This window comes from Labrys monachus, from assembly GCF_030814655.1.
Classification (GTDB): Bacteria; Pseudomonadota; Alphaproteobacteria; order Rhizobiales; family Labraceae; genus Labrys; species Labrys monacha.
This window is the reverse complement of the sequence record NZ_JAUSVK010000001.1, coordinates 1,937,067-1,950,910: the sequence shown is the minus strand read 5'-3', so window position 1 is coordinate 1,950,910 and position 13,844 is coordinate 1,937,067. Positions and strand designations below refer to the sequence as shown.

The following is a 13,844-nucleotide window of genomic DNA, read 5'->3' as shown; positions in this document are numbered from 1 at the left end:
AATGCTGTTTTGGCAGCGGTCATTGCATGAAAACCGGCCGCCAAAATCAAACCGAGCCCAAAAAATCAGGCCCTCAGCCAAAATATGCGGCCACGCAACACGTTTTTCCGCAGCCTGCTAAGTCCCATTCGGCAAAGTTTAGACCCTCATCCCCCTGCCGGGACCTTCTCCCAACCGGGAGAAGGCGACTGATCTCCCCCCCTTATCTGCTCCACCCGCAGCACCAGCGCCATCGCCACCGAAAGCGTCGCCGCCAGCGACTTGAAGCCGGCGAAATCCTCCTCGACGACTTCGACATAGGCTTTCGACAGCGGCACCAGCGGGCTGAAGGCGCTATCGGTGATCGAGACGATCGGCACGTTGCGCTGCGCCGCCGAGGCGACCAGTTCGGGCGTGATGGAGTTGTAGGGCGTGAAGCTGATCGCGAGCACCGCGTCGGCCTGCGTCGCGCAGCGCAGATGCTCGAAGGCGGCCGAGCCGACATTGTCGACCGCGATGTTGCGGATACCGAGCTTGGAGAGCGCCAGCGACATATAGCTCGACACCGTGAAGGCGCGCTTCGAGCCGATGATGTAGATCAGCTCGGCCCAGGCCAGCGTGGCGGCGATCGCCTCGAACTGGCCGAGGTCCAGCCGGTCGCGCACGCGCGACAGCGACAGGGTGGAAGACCTGACGAAGCCGTCGACCAGCCCGGCCGCCTCGCTCCCCGCGCCCCCCTCGGCAGGCGCCGTCACCTCGCCGGCGCCCTGCCCGCCGCGCAGATAGGCCTTGAAGATGTCCTGCAGGTCTGAAAAGCCGGAATAGCCGAAGGTCTGGGCGAAGCGGACCAGGGTCGAGGGTTGCACGCCGACCTGTTCGGCGAGGCTCGTCACCGTGCCGAGCGCCACCGCGGTCGGGTGCTGCCACAGATGGATCGCGACCTGGCGCAGCTTCTTGGGCAGGCGCACGGTGCCGGAGGAGAGCACCGCGCGCAGTTCCTCGTAGCTTTCCGGCCGCGAATAGCCGAGGGCGGCGCGGTCCGCGCCCTTGTTCAGCACGGGAACGACATCGCCCGTGGTGTCGCGATCGTCATCCATGCGCGACCCCGGCGAGATAGGAGCGCGGATCGACCGAAAGCAGCCCCTCCAGATGCCGGGCGATCGCCGCGCAGGCGGGCGAGGCGGCGAGGTCGGTGCCGAAGATCGCCCCGATGCCGAGCAGCGCCCGCGCCAGGGCTTCGAAGTCGCCGCCGGCCTCCTCGCCGAGCGCGACGACGCGCGGCGCCAGCGGATCGTCCGGCACCCAGCGCGCCCCGAACCGCCGCGCCCCGCACAGGGCGTAGGCGAGCCAGCTCGCGACCGCGAGGGCGAGCAGACCCGGCGCATGGCCGGCGGCGAGACGCTCGCGCAGCGGATTGACCAAGCGCTGCACGATCTTCTGCGAGCCGTCGGTGCCGATCTGGTGGCAGCGATGGCGGATCGCGGGATTGGCGATGCGGGCCATCGAGGTGGCGATATAGGCGTCCGCCGCCATGCCCGGCACGTCCGGCAGCGTCGTCGCCGTCTCGCGCTCCAGCATGCGCCGCGTCAGGGCCGACAGCAGCGGATCCGAGGCCGCCTCGAAGCTGAAGTCGTGGCCGAGGATGGCGCCCAGATGCGACAGCGTCGACTGCGCCGCGTTGAGGACGCGCATCTTGATCAGCTCATAGGGCGTCACGTCCGCGACGAACTGCGCGCCGGCGAGGTCCCAGGGCGGCCGCTCGGCGATGAAACGGTCGTCGATCACCCATTGGCGAAACGGCTCGCCGACCACCGCCGCCTCGTCGATGAGACCGGTCCGTTCGGCCGCGAAGGCCCTGTCCGCCTCGGTCGGCGCGGGCGCGATGCGGTCCACCATCGTCGAGGGGAAGGCGACATGGACCTCCATCCATGCCGCGAGCGGCGGCGAACGGACATCCAGGAACGCCGCGAGGACGGCGTGCAGCAATGCGCCATTGGCGGGAACGTTGTCGCAGCTGATCACGGTCAGCCCGGGCGCGCCGGCGGCCCGGCGCCGCTCGAAGGCCGCGGCGAGCAGGCCGAGGACCGTGCCCGGCACCCCCGCGCCATCGCGGTCGCGGCAAAGCTGCGGGTTGGACCAGTCGAGCGCGCCGGAAGCCGGAACATGGCAATAGCCCTTCTCCGTCACCGTCATCGTCACCGCCCGCACGGCGGGAGAAGCCAGGGCGGCGATGGCGGCTTCGGCGCCGGCGGCATCCTGTGCGTCGATGACGCGGCGGATCGAACCGATCACCCGCGTCTCGGCCCTGCCGCCCTCCCGCAGCGTGCGGGTGTAGAGGCCGTCCTGCGCGCCGAGCGGGCCGGCGAGGCGCGGCGGATGCAGATTGATCCCGACGACGCCCCAGGGCCCGAACCGCGCCTCGAGCATGTCGTCGGTATAGTCGGCCTGGTGGCAGCGGTGGAAGGCACCGACGCCGATATGGGCCATGCCGACCGCCAGCCGCTCGCGATCGTAGCACGGGCGGCGGATATCGGCGGGAACGGCGTGAAGCGTCGACGCTGTCAGTCGCTGCATGGTCGCGGCCTCAGGCCCTGACGCCGATGACATAGGCCTGCTCCTGGTCGATGAGGGAGCCGGTCATCGGCCCCGAGGCGTCGCCGAGGAGGAACAGCGCCAGCCGCGCGACGTCGTCGGGCGAGAACAGGCGGCCGGAGGGCTGGGCCGCCTGGGCCGCCGCCAGCCAGCCCTCGCCGAGTCCGAGCGTCACCGCCTGCATGCGGCGCTCGGCCGGCGTGTCGGCCCAGCCGACATTGATGCCGTTGATGCGGATGCGGTCGAAGCGATGGGCGAAGGCGGCGTTCTTCGTCAGCAGCCCCAGCGCGGCCTTGGTCGAGGCGTAGACGGCTAGGTCCGTCGTGCCGCCATGCATGTTCATGGAGAGGATGTTGACGATCGCCCCCGGCGCGCCGCGCGCCCTGAGATGGTTGACGACGCCCTGCATGAGGAAGAAGGGCGCCCGGGCGTTGACCGCGTAGAGACGGTCCCACAAGTCCGGAGGCGCCTGCGCGACAGAGCCACGATCAGTCTCGGCCGCGGCGTTGACGAGCGCGTCGACGCGCCCGAAGCGGGCGAGCGCCGCCGCCAGGACAGCCGCGGGTGCCGAGGCCTCGCCGAGGTCGGCGGCGACGAACGCCGCCGCGGCCCCGAGCGATGCGACCTCGGCGGCCGCATCCGCGCCGCGCCCCCGATCGCGCCCGACCAGGACGATGCCCTCGGCGCCCGCCTTCGCCGCCGCCACCGCGATGGCGCGCCCGATCCCCTGCGTTGCCCCCGTGACGAGAACGATCCGCCCGTCCACCTGCGTCTCCATGCCGGTCCGCCGCCTGCCCGTCCTCCGGCAATTGTGGATGAGAATTTCCAAATGTCAAATATCAGAAAATTCTTTCTATCCAAGTCCGTCTCCACCACCCTCCCCAGGAGGGGGAGGGTCGGCCTGAAAGGCCGGGGTGGGGTGATGATGCTCGACCTATCCATGAAATAACATGAAATTCCGAGCCGGAAGCCACCCCACCCCGACGCTGCGCGTCGACCCTCTCCCTCCAGGGGAGGGTGAAATGGGCCGACAACCGATTTGACAAATCGAAATTTATTGCGATTATCTCTTCAATAGCTGGAATTTTCCCAGAACAACGACGATCACGGGCTCGAACCCGTGTGCGCATCGGGAGGCAATGCATGCGGACCATCAAGGGCCCCGGCCTGTTTCTCGCCCAGTTCGCCCGCGATACGCCGCCCCACAACACGCTGGAGGGCATCGCGGGCTGGGCCAAGGGCTATGGCTACAAGGCGATCCAGATCCCGACCTGGGATCACCGCTTCTTCGATCTCGACGAGGCCTATGAGAGTGAGGCCTATTGCGACGAGGTCAAGGGCAAGCTCGCCGATATCGGCATCGCCGTCAGCGAATTCTCCACCCATTTCCAGGGCCAGATGGTCTCCGTGCATCCGGCCTATGACGCCCTGTTCGACGGCCAGTGCCCGCCTCATGTCCGCGGCAACCCGCAGAAGCGGCACGAATGGGCGGTGGATCAGGTTCGCAAGGCCGCGCGCGTCTCGCGTCGCTTCGGCCTGACCGAGCACGTCACCTTCACCGGCTCGCTCGCCTGGCCCTATTTCTATCCCTATCCGCAGCGGCCCGCCGGCCTGATCGAGGAATGCTTCGCCGAGCAGGCGCGGCGCTGGCAGCCCATCCTCGATCTCTATGACGAGAACGGCGTCGACCTCTGCTACGAGATCCATCCGACCGAGGACGTCTTCGACGGCGACACCTTCGAGATGTTCCTCGATGCGGTCGGCGGCCACCGGCGCTGCAACATCAATTACGACGCCAGCCACTACATCAAGCAGGGCATGGACTATCTCGGCTTCATCGACGTCTTCCACGAGCGCATCAAGATGTTCCACGTCAAGGACGCCGAGTTCAATCCCACCGCCCGGCAGGGCGTCTTCGGCGGCTACAAGGGCTGGCTGGAGCGAGCCGCCCGCGACCGCTCGCTCGGCGACGGCCAGGTCAACTTCAAGGCGGTGTTCTCCAAGCTGGCCGGCTATGATTTCGCCGGCTGGGCGGTCTATGAATGGGAGTGCTGCCTGCAGCACCCGGAAGTCGCGGCGCGAAAAGGCGCCCAGTTCATCGCCGATCACATCATCGAGGTGACGGACCGCGTGTTCGACGACTTCGCCGCCACCGGGGCGGACCGCGCCACCAATCTCAGGCTGCTCGGCGTCGGAGGCTGACCCATGGTCTATGCGACGGGAGACGGCGTCGGCGGCGAAGGAAGGCTCAGGGTCGGCATGGTCGGCGGCGGGCGCAACGCCTTCATCGGTGCCGTCCACCGCATGGCGCTGCGGCTCGACGACCTCATCACGCTGAGCGCGGGCGCCCTCTCGGCCGATGCGGAGAATGCCAGGCTGTCGGGTCTCGACCTCGGCCTGCCGCCGGACCGCATCTATGCGGACTATCGGGAGATGGCGGCGCGCGAGGCGGCGCGGCCGGATGGCATCGAGGCCGTCGTCATCGTCACGCCCAATCATCTGCACCACCCTGTCGCCAGGGCCTTCCTCGAAGCCGGCATCGACGTCATCTGCGACAAGCCGCTGTCCGCCTCGCTCGAAGAGGCCAGGGACCTCGTCGCCCTCACCCGCGCGCGCAACCTCGTCCTCGCGGTGACGCTCAACAACACCGGCTATCCGATGGTGCGCCAGGCCCGCGAGATGATCCGCGCCGGCGAGATCGGCGACATCCGCGTCGTCCATGCGAGCTATATCCAGGACTGGCTGACCAACCCGATCGAGGCGGACGGCCAGAAGCAGGCGGAATGGCGGACCGACCCCGCCCGCGCCGGCGCCTCGGCCTGCCTCGCCGACATCGGCGTGCACGCCCACAACCTCGCCTTGTTCGTCACCGGCCTCGAACTCGACCGCGTTTCGGCCGACCTCGCCACCTTCGTGCCCGGCCGCCGGCTCGACGACAACGCCCATGTGCTGATGCGCTTTGCAGGCGGGGCCCGCGGCGTGCTGACGGCGAGTCAGGTCGCCGTCGGCAACCTCAACAATCTCAGCCTCAAGGTCTACGGCACCAAAGCGGGGCTCGAATGGGCCGGCGAGATGCCCGAATTCCTGCGCTTCACCCCCTATGGCGAGCCGACGCGGCTGCTGCAGCGCGGCGGCCCGGCCAATACGGACGAAGCGCGGCGCGGCTCGCGCATGCCGGGCGGCCATCCGGAGGGCTATGTCGAGGGCTTCGCCAATCTCTACCGCGACGCCGTCGAACTGATCCGCGCCCGCCGGGCGGGGCGGGCGCCGAGCCCCGCCGCCCTCGCCTCGACGCCGGACGTCCTCGACGGGGCGCGCGGCATCGCCTTCATCGAGGCGGCCGTCGCCTCGAGCCGCAACGACGGCGCCTGGGTCTCCACACGCCTGCTCTAGCCTCTGTCTCTAATTCTGCCGCCGTTTCCGTCGAAAGGCCTGTCAACTTTTCTCGAAAGCGGTTTGAATGCAATCATTGCGCCATCGAACGGCTGAAGCCGCAACGCGCATGACCGGAGAGGAAACGATGAAAAGCAAATATCTGGTGGCCGGCGCTTCGCTGGTGTCCGCGCTGCTCATGGCCGACGGCGCGATGGCGGCGGGCAAATATGTCGTGGGCGTGTCCAACACGCTGATCGGCAATGGCTGGCGCGAGGAAATGATCTGCTCGATCAAGGCCCAGGCCGAAGCCTCCGGCCTCGTCTCCAAGGTGATCGTCGCCAACCGCAATGGTGGCCCCTCGGAGCAGATCGCCGACATGCGCAACCTGATCTCGGCCGGCGCCAACGCCATCATCATCAACCCCTCCGATCGCGAGGCGCTCAATCCGGTGATCAAGCAGGCGGCGGCCAGGGGCATCGTCGTCGTCGCCGTCGACCAGGCGGTGTCGGCGCCGGAGGCCTATGTGCTGAGCAACGATCAGGTCGCCTATGGCAAGGTCGGCGCCAAATGGCTGTTCGACAAGCTCGGCGGCAAGGGCGACGTGCTGGAGATGCGCGGCATCGACGGCGTGCCCGCCGACGCCGACCGCCATGAAGGCTTCACCGAAGCCCTGAAGGATTATCCCAACATCAAGGTGACCTCGGTCTTCACCGGTTGGGCGCTCAACAAGACCTCGCAGACCATGAAGGACATTCTCGCCTCCGGCAAGCAGGTCGACGGCGTGTGGACGTCCGGCCTCGATTCACCGGTGGTCGACGCCTACAAGACGGCGCAGAAGCCGTTTGTGCCGGTCGTCGGCGCCGACAACAACGGCTTCATCGGCCAGTTGATCAGCCTGAAGGACAAGGGCCTCACCGGCGTCGCCGTCAGCAATCCGCCGGCGGTGGGCGGCGCGGGCCTCGCCCTGGCGCTCGACGTGCTGGAGAAGAAGAAGGACTATCCGCACGTCGTGAAGATCACCCCGACGGTGTGGGACAACTCCGACGCCGGCATCGCCCAGCTGAAGCAGGCCTATAATCCGAAGCTCGATCCGTTCTACGGCGTCGCCGTGTCGGTGCCGCCCTACACGACCTACACGATGGACCAGATCCTCGCCTGCAAGGGACCGTGACCGCCGTTTCCCGGAACGGTGACGAGGCGGTCCGCTCTTCCTGCGCGATGGGCAGATAAATTAGCAGCCTTCTCCCATTCGGGAGAAGGTCCCGGCAGGGGGATGAGGGTCTGAACCTGAAGTGAGTAGCGCTCGATAGCTGCGCTTCAGCTGTCAAGCGTCAGCCCCTCATCCGCCCCTTCGGGGCACCTTCTCCCACCCGGGAGAAGGAGGATCGCGCTCTTTTCTATAGACGTGACGCCATGACACTCTTTTCGAGCGGGGATTGATGAGCGCGGATGACAACCTGCTCCTGCGCATCCGCGGCGTCGCCAAGCGCTTCGATTCGGTGGTGGCGCTGCGTTCGGCCGACCTCGAGGTGCGGGCGGGCGAGGTCCATGCCCTGATGGGCGCCAACGGCGCCGGCAAGAGCACCCTCGTCAAGATCATCACCGGCGTCTTTCCGGCCGATGCCGGCGAGATCGCGCTGTCCGGCAAGGCGAGCGTGTTCCGCTCGCCCGCCGAAGCGCGCAAGGCCGGCATCGTTTCCGTCTACCAGGACCCGGCCATCGTGCCGGACCTCACCGTCGCCCAGAACATGCGGCTGGCACGCGTCCCCCTCGATGCCGTCAAGGCGGCGATGCGCGATCTCGGCATCGACCACATCGATCTCTCCCGCACAGCCCGCGACATCGATTTCGCGCTGCTGCGGCTGATCGACCTGTCGCGCGCCATCGCTTCCAATCCCAGCATCCTGCTGCTCGACGAGATCACGGCGGCCCTTCCCGTCGATCTGTCGGAGCGCGTCTTCGCCCTGGTGCGCGAATGGCGCCGGAGCGGCAGGAGCGTCATCTTCATCTCGCACCGCATGGCCGAGGTCGCCGCCTTGTGCGACCGCGCGACGGTGCTGCGCGACGGCATCACGGTCGGCGTCACCCCGACGGCGGGCGCCGAGAGCCGGATCGTCGACATGATGCTCGGCACCGACGTCGCGAGGGCCGCTGCCGAAGCGCCCGCGCGGCGTGCCTCCGCCGCCGTGGCGGATCGGCCCGCGGCGATCGAGGTGCGCGATCTCGCCTATGGCCATGCGCTGCGTGGCGTCTCCTTCCGGGTCGCGCCGGGCGAGGTCCTCGGCGTCGCCGCGCTCGAAGGACAGGGGCAGGAGGAACTCTTCGATTGCATCGCCGGCGTGCGCCGGGCCTCTTCCGGCGAAATCCGCACCCATGGGGAGGTGCTGCGCCTGCGCCATCCGGCCGATGCCATCCGGGCCGGGCTGGTGCTGGTGCCCGCCAACCGGCTGCAGGCCCTGCTCCAGCAGCGTTCGATCCGCGAGAACGTCGCCCTCGCCGCCTTCGGCCGCCTGCGGGCCTGGGGCCCGATCGCCATGGATGAGGAGAAGCGGCGCGTCGACGATGCCGTCCGCCGGCTGCAGATCGACACGCGCGCCTCGCCGGAACTGCGCCGGCTCAGCGGCGGCAACCAGCAGAAGGTGGTGATCGCACGCTGGCTGGCCTCGGGCTTCCGCACGCTGCTGTGCTTCGACCCGACGCGCGGCATCGATATCGGCACGAAACGGCAGATCTATGCCCTGCTGCGCGAGATCGCGGCCCAGGGCGCCTCCGTGCTGCTGTTCACCTCGGAGCTTCCCGAGATCCGCCTCGCCTGCGACCGCGCCATCGTGCTGTTCGGCGGCCGCATCTCCGGCGCCATGGATGCGGGGGAGGCCGACGAAGCCCGCCTGCTCCACGCCGCCCACGGACTGTCCGCTCCCGATGCCGTGGAGGCCCATCCATGACCCCTGTCGCCCCCTCGCGCGCATCCGGCATGTTCGGTGCCCTGGGCCGGCAGGTCCGGGCCTATGGCATGCCCCTCGTCTTCCTCGCCGCCATCCTGTCGACGGCCTTCGTCCATCCCAATTTCGGCTCCTTCGACGTACAGTCGCTGGCGCTCGGCGCCCTCCCCCTCGCCATGGCCGCCGCGGCGCAGACGATCGTCGTCATCAGCGGCGGCATCGACCTGTCGGTCGGCTCGCTGATCGCCGTCTCGAACGTGCTGTCGGCGAGCCTGATGCAGCAGGCTTCCTTCCGCGATTCTCTCCTCATCGCCGCCGCCATCCTCGTCGCCGGCGCCGTGCAGGGTGCGCTCAACGGGCTGGTCGTCGCGGTCTCGCGCATTCCCGACGTCGTGGTCACGCTGACCACCGGCTTCATCTGGGGCGGCGTCGCCCTCCTCATCCTCGAGCGGCCCGGCGGCGGCGCGCCGCCAGAATTCCTCAACATCGGTTCCGGCGCCGACCTCTCCGAATGGGTGCCGAACGCCCTCATCGTCATGGCGGTGGTGATCGCGGCGATCTGGCTGCCGATCCGCTTCAGCCGCATCGGCCTCCTGCTCTACGCGGCCGGCAGCGATCCGGTGGCGGCCTTCCGCAGCGGCGTCGACGTGCGGGTGGCCCGCACCCTCGCCTACACCTTCGGCGGCATCGCCTGCGCGGCCGGCGGCATCGCACTGACGATGACGACCGGCATCGGCGCGCCGCTCGCCGGCACCACCTATACGCTCGGCAGCGTCGCCGCGGCGGTGATCGGCGGCGTCAGCCTGAATGGCGGGCGCGGCGGCATGATCGGGCCGGTCGCCGCCGCCCTGCTGCTGTCGCTGATCCCGATGGACCTAGTCTTCCTCAACATAGATCCGAATTACGGCCTGGTCATCCAGGGTACCCTGATCGTGCTGGTGGTGATGATCGGCGGCTTCGTGAGCTTCATGCAGGCCCGCAAATGACGGCAGTCCTCGATTTCCTGCGCAACCGCACCATCTTCGCGCTGGTGCTTCTCCTGGCGCTCTTCGTCGCCGGCGTCGAGGTCGCACGGCCGGGAACGGTGACGCCGCTGTGGACCTCCAACGTCCTGCTGTTCGCAGCCCCGCTCGCCATCATGGGCGCCGGGCAGACGCTAGTGATGCTCACCGGCGGCATCGACCTGTCTGTCGCCAGCGTCGCCACCGCCGCCGCCTATCTGCTGGCGACGAACGCCACCTCCGGCGACGTCCCCGCCCTCGGCATCGCCCTGGCGCTCGGCGTCGTCGTCGGTGCCGTCAACGGCATCGGCGTCGCCCTCCTGAGGGTGCAGCCGCTGATCATGACGCTCGGCACCGGACTGATGACGAGCGGCGTGATGATCGTCTACAGCCAGCAGATGCTGGCGAGCCAGCCCCATGTGCCCGCCTTCATCCAGACGCTCGGCGCCGGCAAGGTTTTCGGCCTCGTGCCGGTCGATCTCTTCCTGTGGCTCGCCGTCGCCGCCCTGATGCTGTTCGGCCTGCACCGCAGCGGCTTCGGCCGCCTGCTCTATGCCGTCGGCGACAATCGCGAGGCGTGCCACCTCGCCGGCATCCGGGTCTGGCGCGTGCTGTTCGTCGACTATCTGCTCTGCTCGGTGCTGGCCGCCGTCGCCGGCCTCGTCCTCGTCGGCGGCACCAACGCCTCCGACCTCAGTCTTGCAGATTCCTATCTTCTGCCGTCGGTCGCCTGCGTGATCATCGGCGGCACCTCGATCTTCGGCGGCCGCGGCGGCTATGCCGGCACCATCGTCGGGGCGCTGATCCTCACCGTCCTCACCAGCCTCCTGACGCTGCTGGACGTCACCGAGCCCGTCAAGCAGATCCTCTACGGCGCCATCATCCTGCTGCTCGCCGCCGCCTATGCCCGCCTGACGGCGTGAGGCGGGCATAGGCGGCAACCATGCGCCCAGCGGCGCTCAGTAGCTGCGCGTGGGGCGGTCCATCACCCGCCGGCCCATCAGGCTGGCGACGAGATCGACCATCAGGCGCGCGGTGCGGCCGCGATCGTCCATGAAGGGATTGAGCTCGACGAGGTCGAGGCTGGTCACGAGACCGCTGTCATGCAGCATCTCCATCACCAGATGCGCCTCGCGGAAGGTGGCGCCGCCCGGAACCGTGGTGCCGACGCCGGGCGCGATGTCGGGATCCAAGAAATCGACGTCGAAGCTGACATGCAGCATGCCGTCCGCCGCGGCGACGTCGCGCAGGAAGCGGCCGAGCAGCATGGCGACGCCACTCTCGTCGATGGCGCGCATGTCGTGCACGGTCACGCCGGCCGCCGCCAGCGCCGTGCGTTCGGGCGGATCGACGCTGCGGATTCCCATCATGCAGACATGGCGCGGGTCGACAGGGGCGGCCAGGGGCGGGAAGACCCCCTCGAAGCCGGGCCGGCCGGTGGCGTAGGCCATGGGAACGCCGTGCAGGTTGCCGCTCTGCGTGGTGTCGAGCGTGTGGAAGTCCGGATGGGCGTCGAGCCAGAGGACGAAGAACGCCCGCCCCGCTTCGGCCGCCCGCCGGCTCAGGCCGGGAAGCGTGCCGGCCGCGATGCTGTGGTCGCCCCCGAGCACGATCGGCATGCCCTCCGCGCCCGCTCGATAGGCGGCCTCGGCGAGGGTCTCCGTCCAGGCGGCGATCTGCGGCAGGGCCTTGAGGACAGGATTGGGGTGGCACAGCGCACGCGCCGCCGCCGGGACGAGGTTGCCCTGGTCGGTCACGGCATGCCCGAGTTCCTCCAGCGCGCCGGCGAGCCCGGCCGCCCGGAACGCGCTCGGCCCCATGTCGCAGCCGAGCCGCCCCGTTCCCTCCTGGACGGGCGCCCCCAGCAGAATGCATCTCGACGGATTCACGGCGTCCCCTTCCCTTGAAGCAGCGGCAATGCCGAGGCGTTTGCCGTCGACGGCATGCTTAGGGGCCGAAGCCGGCGGAATGAACGGATCAAATTGGCAAAAGGGACAGATCGGCCTATCGGAATGGCGGATGAAACTCCCGGATTGATAAATGGACGATATCGATCGCCAGCTCCTCACCCTGCTGCGCCACAATGCGCGCCGCAGCATCTCCGACCTCGCAGCCGAACTCGGCATGTCCAGGGCGACCATGCGGGCGCGCATCGAACGGATGGAGCGGCAGGGGGATATCGTCGGCTACACCGTCATCCTGCGGGCGGACGCGGTCTCCATGCCGGTTCGCGGCATCATGCTGATCGAAGTGGAAGGCCGCGCCGCGGACCGCGTCGTCGGCGTGCTCGGCGGCTTTCCGGAAGTCACCGCGGTCCACACCACCAATGGCAGGTGGGATCTGGTGGTCGAGCTCGGCACCGACAGCCTGACCGAGCTCGACGCGGTGCTGCGCCGCATCCGCCTGATCGCCGGCGTCACTGCGTCGGAGACCAATCTCCTGCTGGCCACGCCGCGCAGCACCCGCGCGCGGCTTTAGCGCGCGACTACCCTGTTGCGCCTTGCCGGGGGCTCAGGGCTCGTCCCGGGGCTGGCTCTCCGCCGTCATCGGCTCGGCCGGCTCGGACGGCTCGTCCTGCGGCGGCATCGGCGGCTCGACCGGATCGGAGGCGAGCGTCGGCCCCAGCGCATCGAGCGGCACGTTGCTGGCCTGCTGCGAGATCGCCTCGACCCCGTGGGACACCGCCAGGCCCTTGAGGAAATCGAACACGGTCTTCTCCAGGACGCGAAGGTCCTCGACGATGACGCCGGCGCTGACCGCCACCAGGTCGGGCGTATGCAGGTCGAGGTCGACGCAATTGGCATAGTGCTCGTGCACGATGTCCCGGGCATGGTCCCGGTCGAGCATCGCCGCGTAGCAGACGATGTGGTGGTTGCACCAGGGATCGCAGCGTATGCTGGATTTCGCGACCATCGGGTTGAACCACTCGGCCCGCAGCAGATGGGCATAGTCGGTGTGCAGCGGCACGTGGGGCACGATGTCGATGAGGTAGTTGATCACCCGGTACACCGCCACCGAGCGCTCGAAATGGTTGACCCAGTTGACGTCGCCGGTCCGCGGCGAGGCGAAGAGGCATGCGCCGACATGCGGGTTCGCCCCGCCTTCGCTCAGCGCCTCGACGAGATAGGTGCCGACCGCGCTGCCCAGGCTGTGGCCGGTGACGACGATCTCGCGCCCGGCCGCCAAGGCGAGAAGCCCCCTGGCGGCGTTGTCGTGGAGCCTCTCCCCGGTCTGGGGGTCCTCGATGGCCATCGTCTCATAGACCGACCAGAAGCCGCGCTCGACCTTGCATTTGGGATAGGCATCATGCGCCTGATGGACGAATTCGGCATTGACGGCCCACTCGACCCCGCCCGACGTCCCCCGGATGGCGACCAGCAGGTCCTGCGGCTCGGCCTTCCTCTGCAGGACATAGCCGAAATAGACGCGCTTGTTCAGGTTGACCCTGACCCATCTCTTGTTCAGGCTCCCCGCGATAACGGGCTCGTTGACGGTCAGATATCCTTTCAGGTCCCAGGCGTCCGCTTCGATCCGGGGATCGAGAGGCGGGTTCAAGACGTAGCTGTTTTCGGGATACATGTCCTCCGCATAGAGGGCATACATCGCATAGCCGGCAGCGACCCGATCATCGGAGAAATCAAAAACCATCTTACTCCTGCCTAAAAAATACACTATGAGGCATATATACTATAAAAAACAATATATTGTAAATAAAATTATGACCATAGCAACCATTCGTATATTTACGCCTGCGTCACCCTCTGCAAACACGACAGTATTAACTTATAGGTACAATATTACACTCATTTACATTCATTATATTGACCGATTTCGGGCGGGTATTGATCAATATTCTGACATGATTTTTCAAATTACTCGAAATTACTCTCATAAAATAGATATTAACTTAAAATTTCGATGATTTAAATAGAAACAGAGCTTCTCGAAAACAGAA

Annotated in this window: 12 protein-coding genes; 7 read left to right on the top strand and 5 right to left on the bottom strand. The window is 67.5% G+C overall.

Annotation, left to right across the window (positions count from 1 at the left end; translation table 11 throughout):
* Positions 1–146: 146 nt before the first annotated feature.
* The 3 genes from J3R73_RS08820 to J3R73_RS08810 are packed head-to-tail and all read right to left on the bottom strand — an operon-like array spanning position 147 to position 3,349.
* Entirely contained in the window at positions 147–1,076 is a 930-nt protein-coding gene (locus J3R73_RS08820) for a MurR/RpiR family transcriptional regulator (protein WP_307425182.1), read from the bottom strand.
* Positions 1,069–2,553 (bottom strand): mannitol dehydrogenase family protein, encoded by a 1,485-nt coding sequence (locus J3R73_RS08815; RefSeq protein ID WP_307425179.1) that lies wholly within the window; start codon positions 2,551–2,553, stop codon positions 1,069–1,071. The genes J3R73_RS08820 and J3R73_RS08815 overlap by 8 nt, the downstream gene beginning before the upstream one ends.
* Before the next feature lie 10 nt (positions 2,554–2,563).
* Positions 2,564–3,349 (bottom strand): oxidoreductase, encoded by a 786-nt coding sequence (locus J3R73_RS08810; RefSeq protein ID WP_307425176.1) that lies wholly within the window; start codon positions 3,347–3,349, stop codon positions 2,564–2,566.
* 365 nt (positions 3,350–3,714) lie between these two features.
* Between J3R73_RS08810 and J3R73_RS08805 the strand changes: the two genes are divergently transcribed.
* The 6 genes from J3R73_RS08805 (at position 3,715) to J3R73_RS08780 (ending at position 10,812) form a co-directional block, all read left to right on the top strand.
* The gene (locus J3R73_RS08805; RefSeq protein WP_307425173.1) at positions 3,715–4,773 is read left to right on the top strand and encodes a sugar phosphate isomerase/epimerase family protein; all 1,059 of its coding nucleotides are present in this window, start codon (positions 3,715–3,717) and stop codon (positions 4,771–4,773) included.
* A 3-nt stretch (positions 4,774–4,776) separates the two neighbouring features.
* The gene (locus J3R73_RS08800; protein ID WP_307425170.1) at positions 4,777–5,964 is read left to right on the top strand and encodes a Gfo/Idh/MocA family protein; all 1,188 of its coding nucleotides are present in this window, start codon (positions 4,777–4,779) and stop codon (positions 5,962–5,964) included.
* Between the two features lie 127 nt (positions 5,965–6,091).
* Positions 6,092–7,117 carry an ABC transporter substrate-binding protein gene (locus tag J3R73_RS08795; protein ID WP_307425167.1) on the top strand — a complete coding sequence of 342 codons (1,026 nt, stop codon included), beginning with the start codon at positions 6,092–6,094 and terminating at the stop codon, positions 7,115–7,117.
* Between the two features lie 268 nt (positions 7,118–7,385).
* Positions 7,386–8,891: a sugar ABC transporter ATP-binding protein gene (locus J3R73_RS08790; RefSeq protein WP_307425164.1), complete on the top strand. Its 1,506-nt coding sequence runs from the start codon at positions 7,386–7,388 to the stop codon at positions 8,889–8,891.
* Entirely contained in the window at positions 8,888–9,874 is a 987-nt protein-coding gene (locus tag J3R73_RS08785) for an ABC transporter permease (RefSeq protein ID WP_307425161.1), read from the top strand. The genes J3R73_RS08790 and J3R73_RS08785 overlap by 4 nt, the downstream gene beginning before the upstream one ends.
* Positions 9,871–10,812: an ABC transporter permease gene (locus J3R73_RS08780; protein ID WP_307425158.1), complete on the top strand. Its 942-nt coding sequence runs from the start codon at positions 9,871–9,873 to the stop codon at positions 10,810–10,812. The genes J3R73_RS08785 and J3R73_RS08780 overlap by 4 nt, the downstream gene beginning before the upstream one ends.
* Before the next feature lie 36 nt (positions 10,813–10,848).
* On the opposite strand, the gene rocF is transcribed toward J3R73_RS08780, so the two are convergent.
* On the bottom strand, positions 10,849–11,778 hold the full coding sequence (rocF, locus tag J3R73_RS08775; RefSeq protein ID WP_307425155.1) for an arginase: 930 nt from the start codon (positions 11,776–11,778) through the stop codon (positions 10,849–10,851).
* Positions 11,779–11,929: 151 nt separating this feature from the next.
* Here rocF and J3R73_RS08770 point away from each other — a divergent pair, with 151 nt between their 5' ends.
* Entirely contained in the window at positions 11,930–12,367 is a 438-nt protein-coding gene (locus J3R73_RS08770) for an Lrp/AsnC family transcriptional regulator (RefSeq protein ID WP_307425152.1), read from the top strand.
* Positions 12,368–12,400: 33 nt separating this feature from the next.
* On the opposite strand, the gene J3R73_RS08765 is transcribed toward J3R73_RS08770, so the two are convergent.
* The gene (locus tag J3R73_RS08765) at positions 12,401–13,537 is read right to left on the bottom strand and encodes a lipase family protein (protein WP_307425150.1); all 1,137 of its coding nucleotides are present in this window, start codon (positions 13,535–13,537) and stop codon (positions 12,401–12,403) included.
* Positions 13,538–13,844: the final 307 nt, after the last annotated feature.

What these genes read in the sequence shown, in the direction of transcription:
- J3R73_RS08820 (WP_307425182.1), bottom strand. Translation starts at nt 1,076, where the DNA reads ATGGATGACGATCGCGACACCACGGGCGATGTCGTTCCCGTGCTGAAC.
- J3R73_RS08815 (WP_307425179.1), bottom strand. Translation starts at nt 2,553, where the DNA reads ATGCAGCGACTGACAGCGTCGACGCTTCACGCCGTTCCCGCCGATATC.
- J3R73_RS08810 (WP_307425176.1), bottom strand. Translation starts at nt 3,349, where the DNA reads ATGGAGACGCAGGTGGACGGGCGGATCGTTCTCGTCACGGGGGCAACG.
- J3R73_RS08805 (WP_307425173.1), top strand. Translation starts at nt 3,715, where the DNA reads ATGCGGACCATCAAGGGCCCCGGCCTGTTTCTCGCCCAGTTCGCCCGC.
- J3R73_RS08800 (WP_307425170.1), top strand. Translation starts at nt 4,777, where the DNA reads ATGGTCTATGCGACGGGAGACGGCGTCGGCGGCGAAGGAAGGCTCAGG.
- J3R73_RS08795 (WP_307425167.1), top strand. Translation starts at nt 6,092, where the DNA reads ATGAAAAGCAAATATCTGGTGGCCGGCGCTTCGCTGGTGTCCGCGCTG.
- J3R73_RS08790 (WP_307425164.1), top strand. Translation starts at nt 7,386, where the DNA reads ATGAGCGCGGATGACAACCTGCTCCTGCGCATCCGCGGCGTCGCCAAG.
- J3R73_RS08785 (WP_307425161.1), top strand. Translation starts at nt 8,888, where the DNA reads ATGACCCCTGTCGCCCCCTCGCGCGCATCCGGCATGTTCGGTGCCCTG.
- J3R73_RS08780 (WP_307425158.1), top strand. Translation starts at nt 9,871, where the DNA reads ATGACGGCAGTCCTCGATTTCCTGCGCAACCGCACCATCTTCGCGCTG.
- J3R73_RS08770 (WP_307425152.1), top strand. Translation starts at nt 11,930, where the DNA reads ATGGACGATATCGATCGCCAGCTCCTCACCCTGCTGCGCCACAATGCG.
- J3R73_RS08765 (WP_307425150.1), bottom strand. Translation starts at nt 13,537, where the DNA reads ATGGTTTTTGATTTCTCCGATGATCGGGTCGCTGCCGGCTATGCGATG.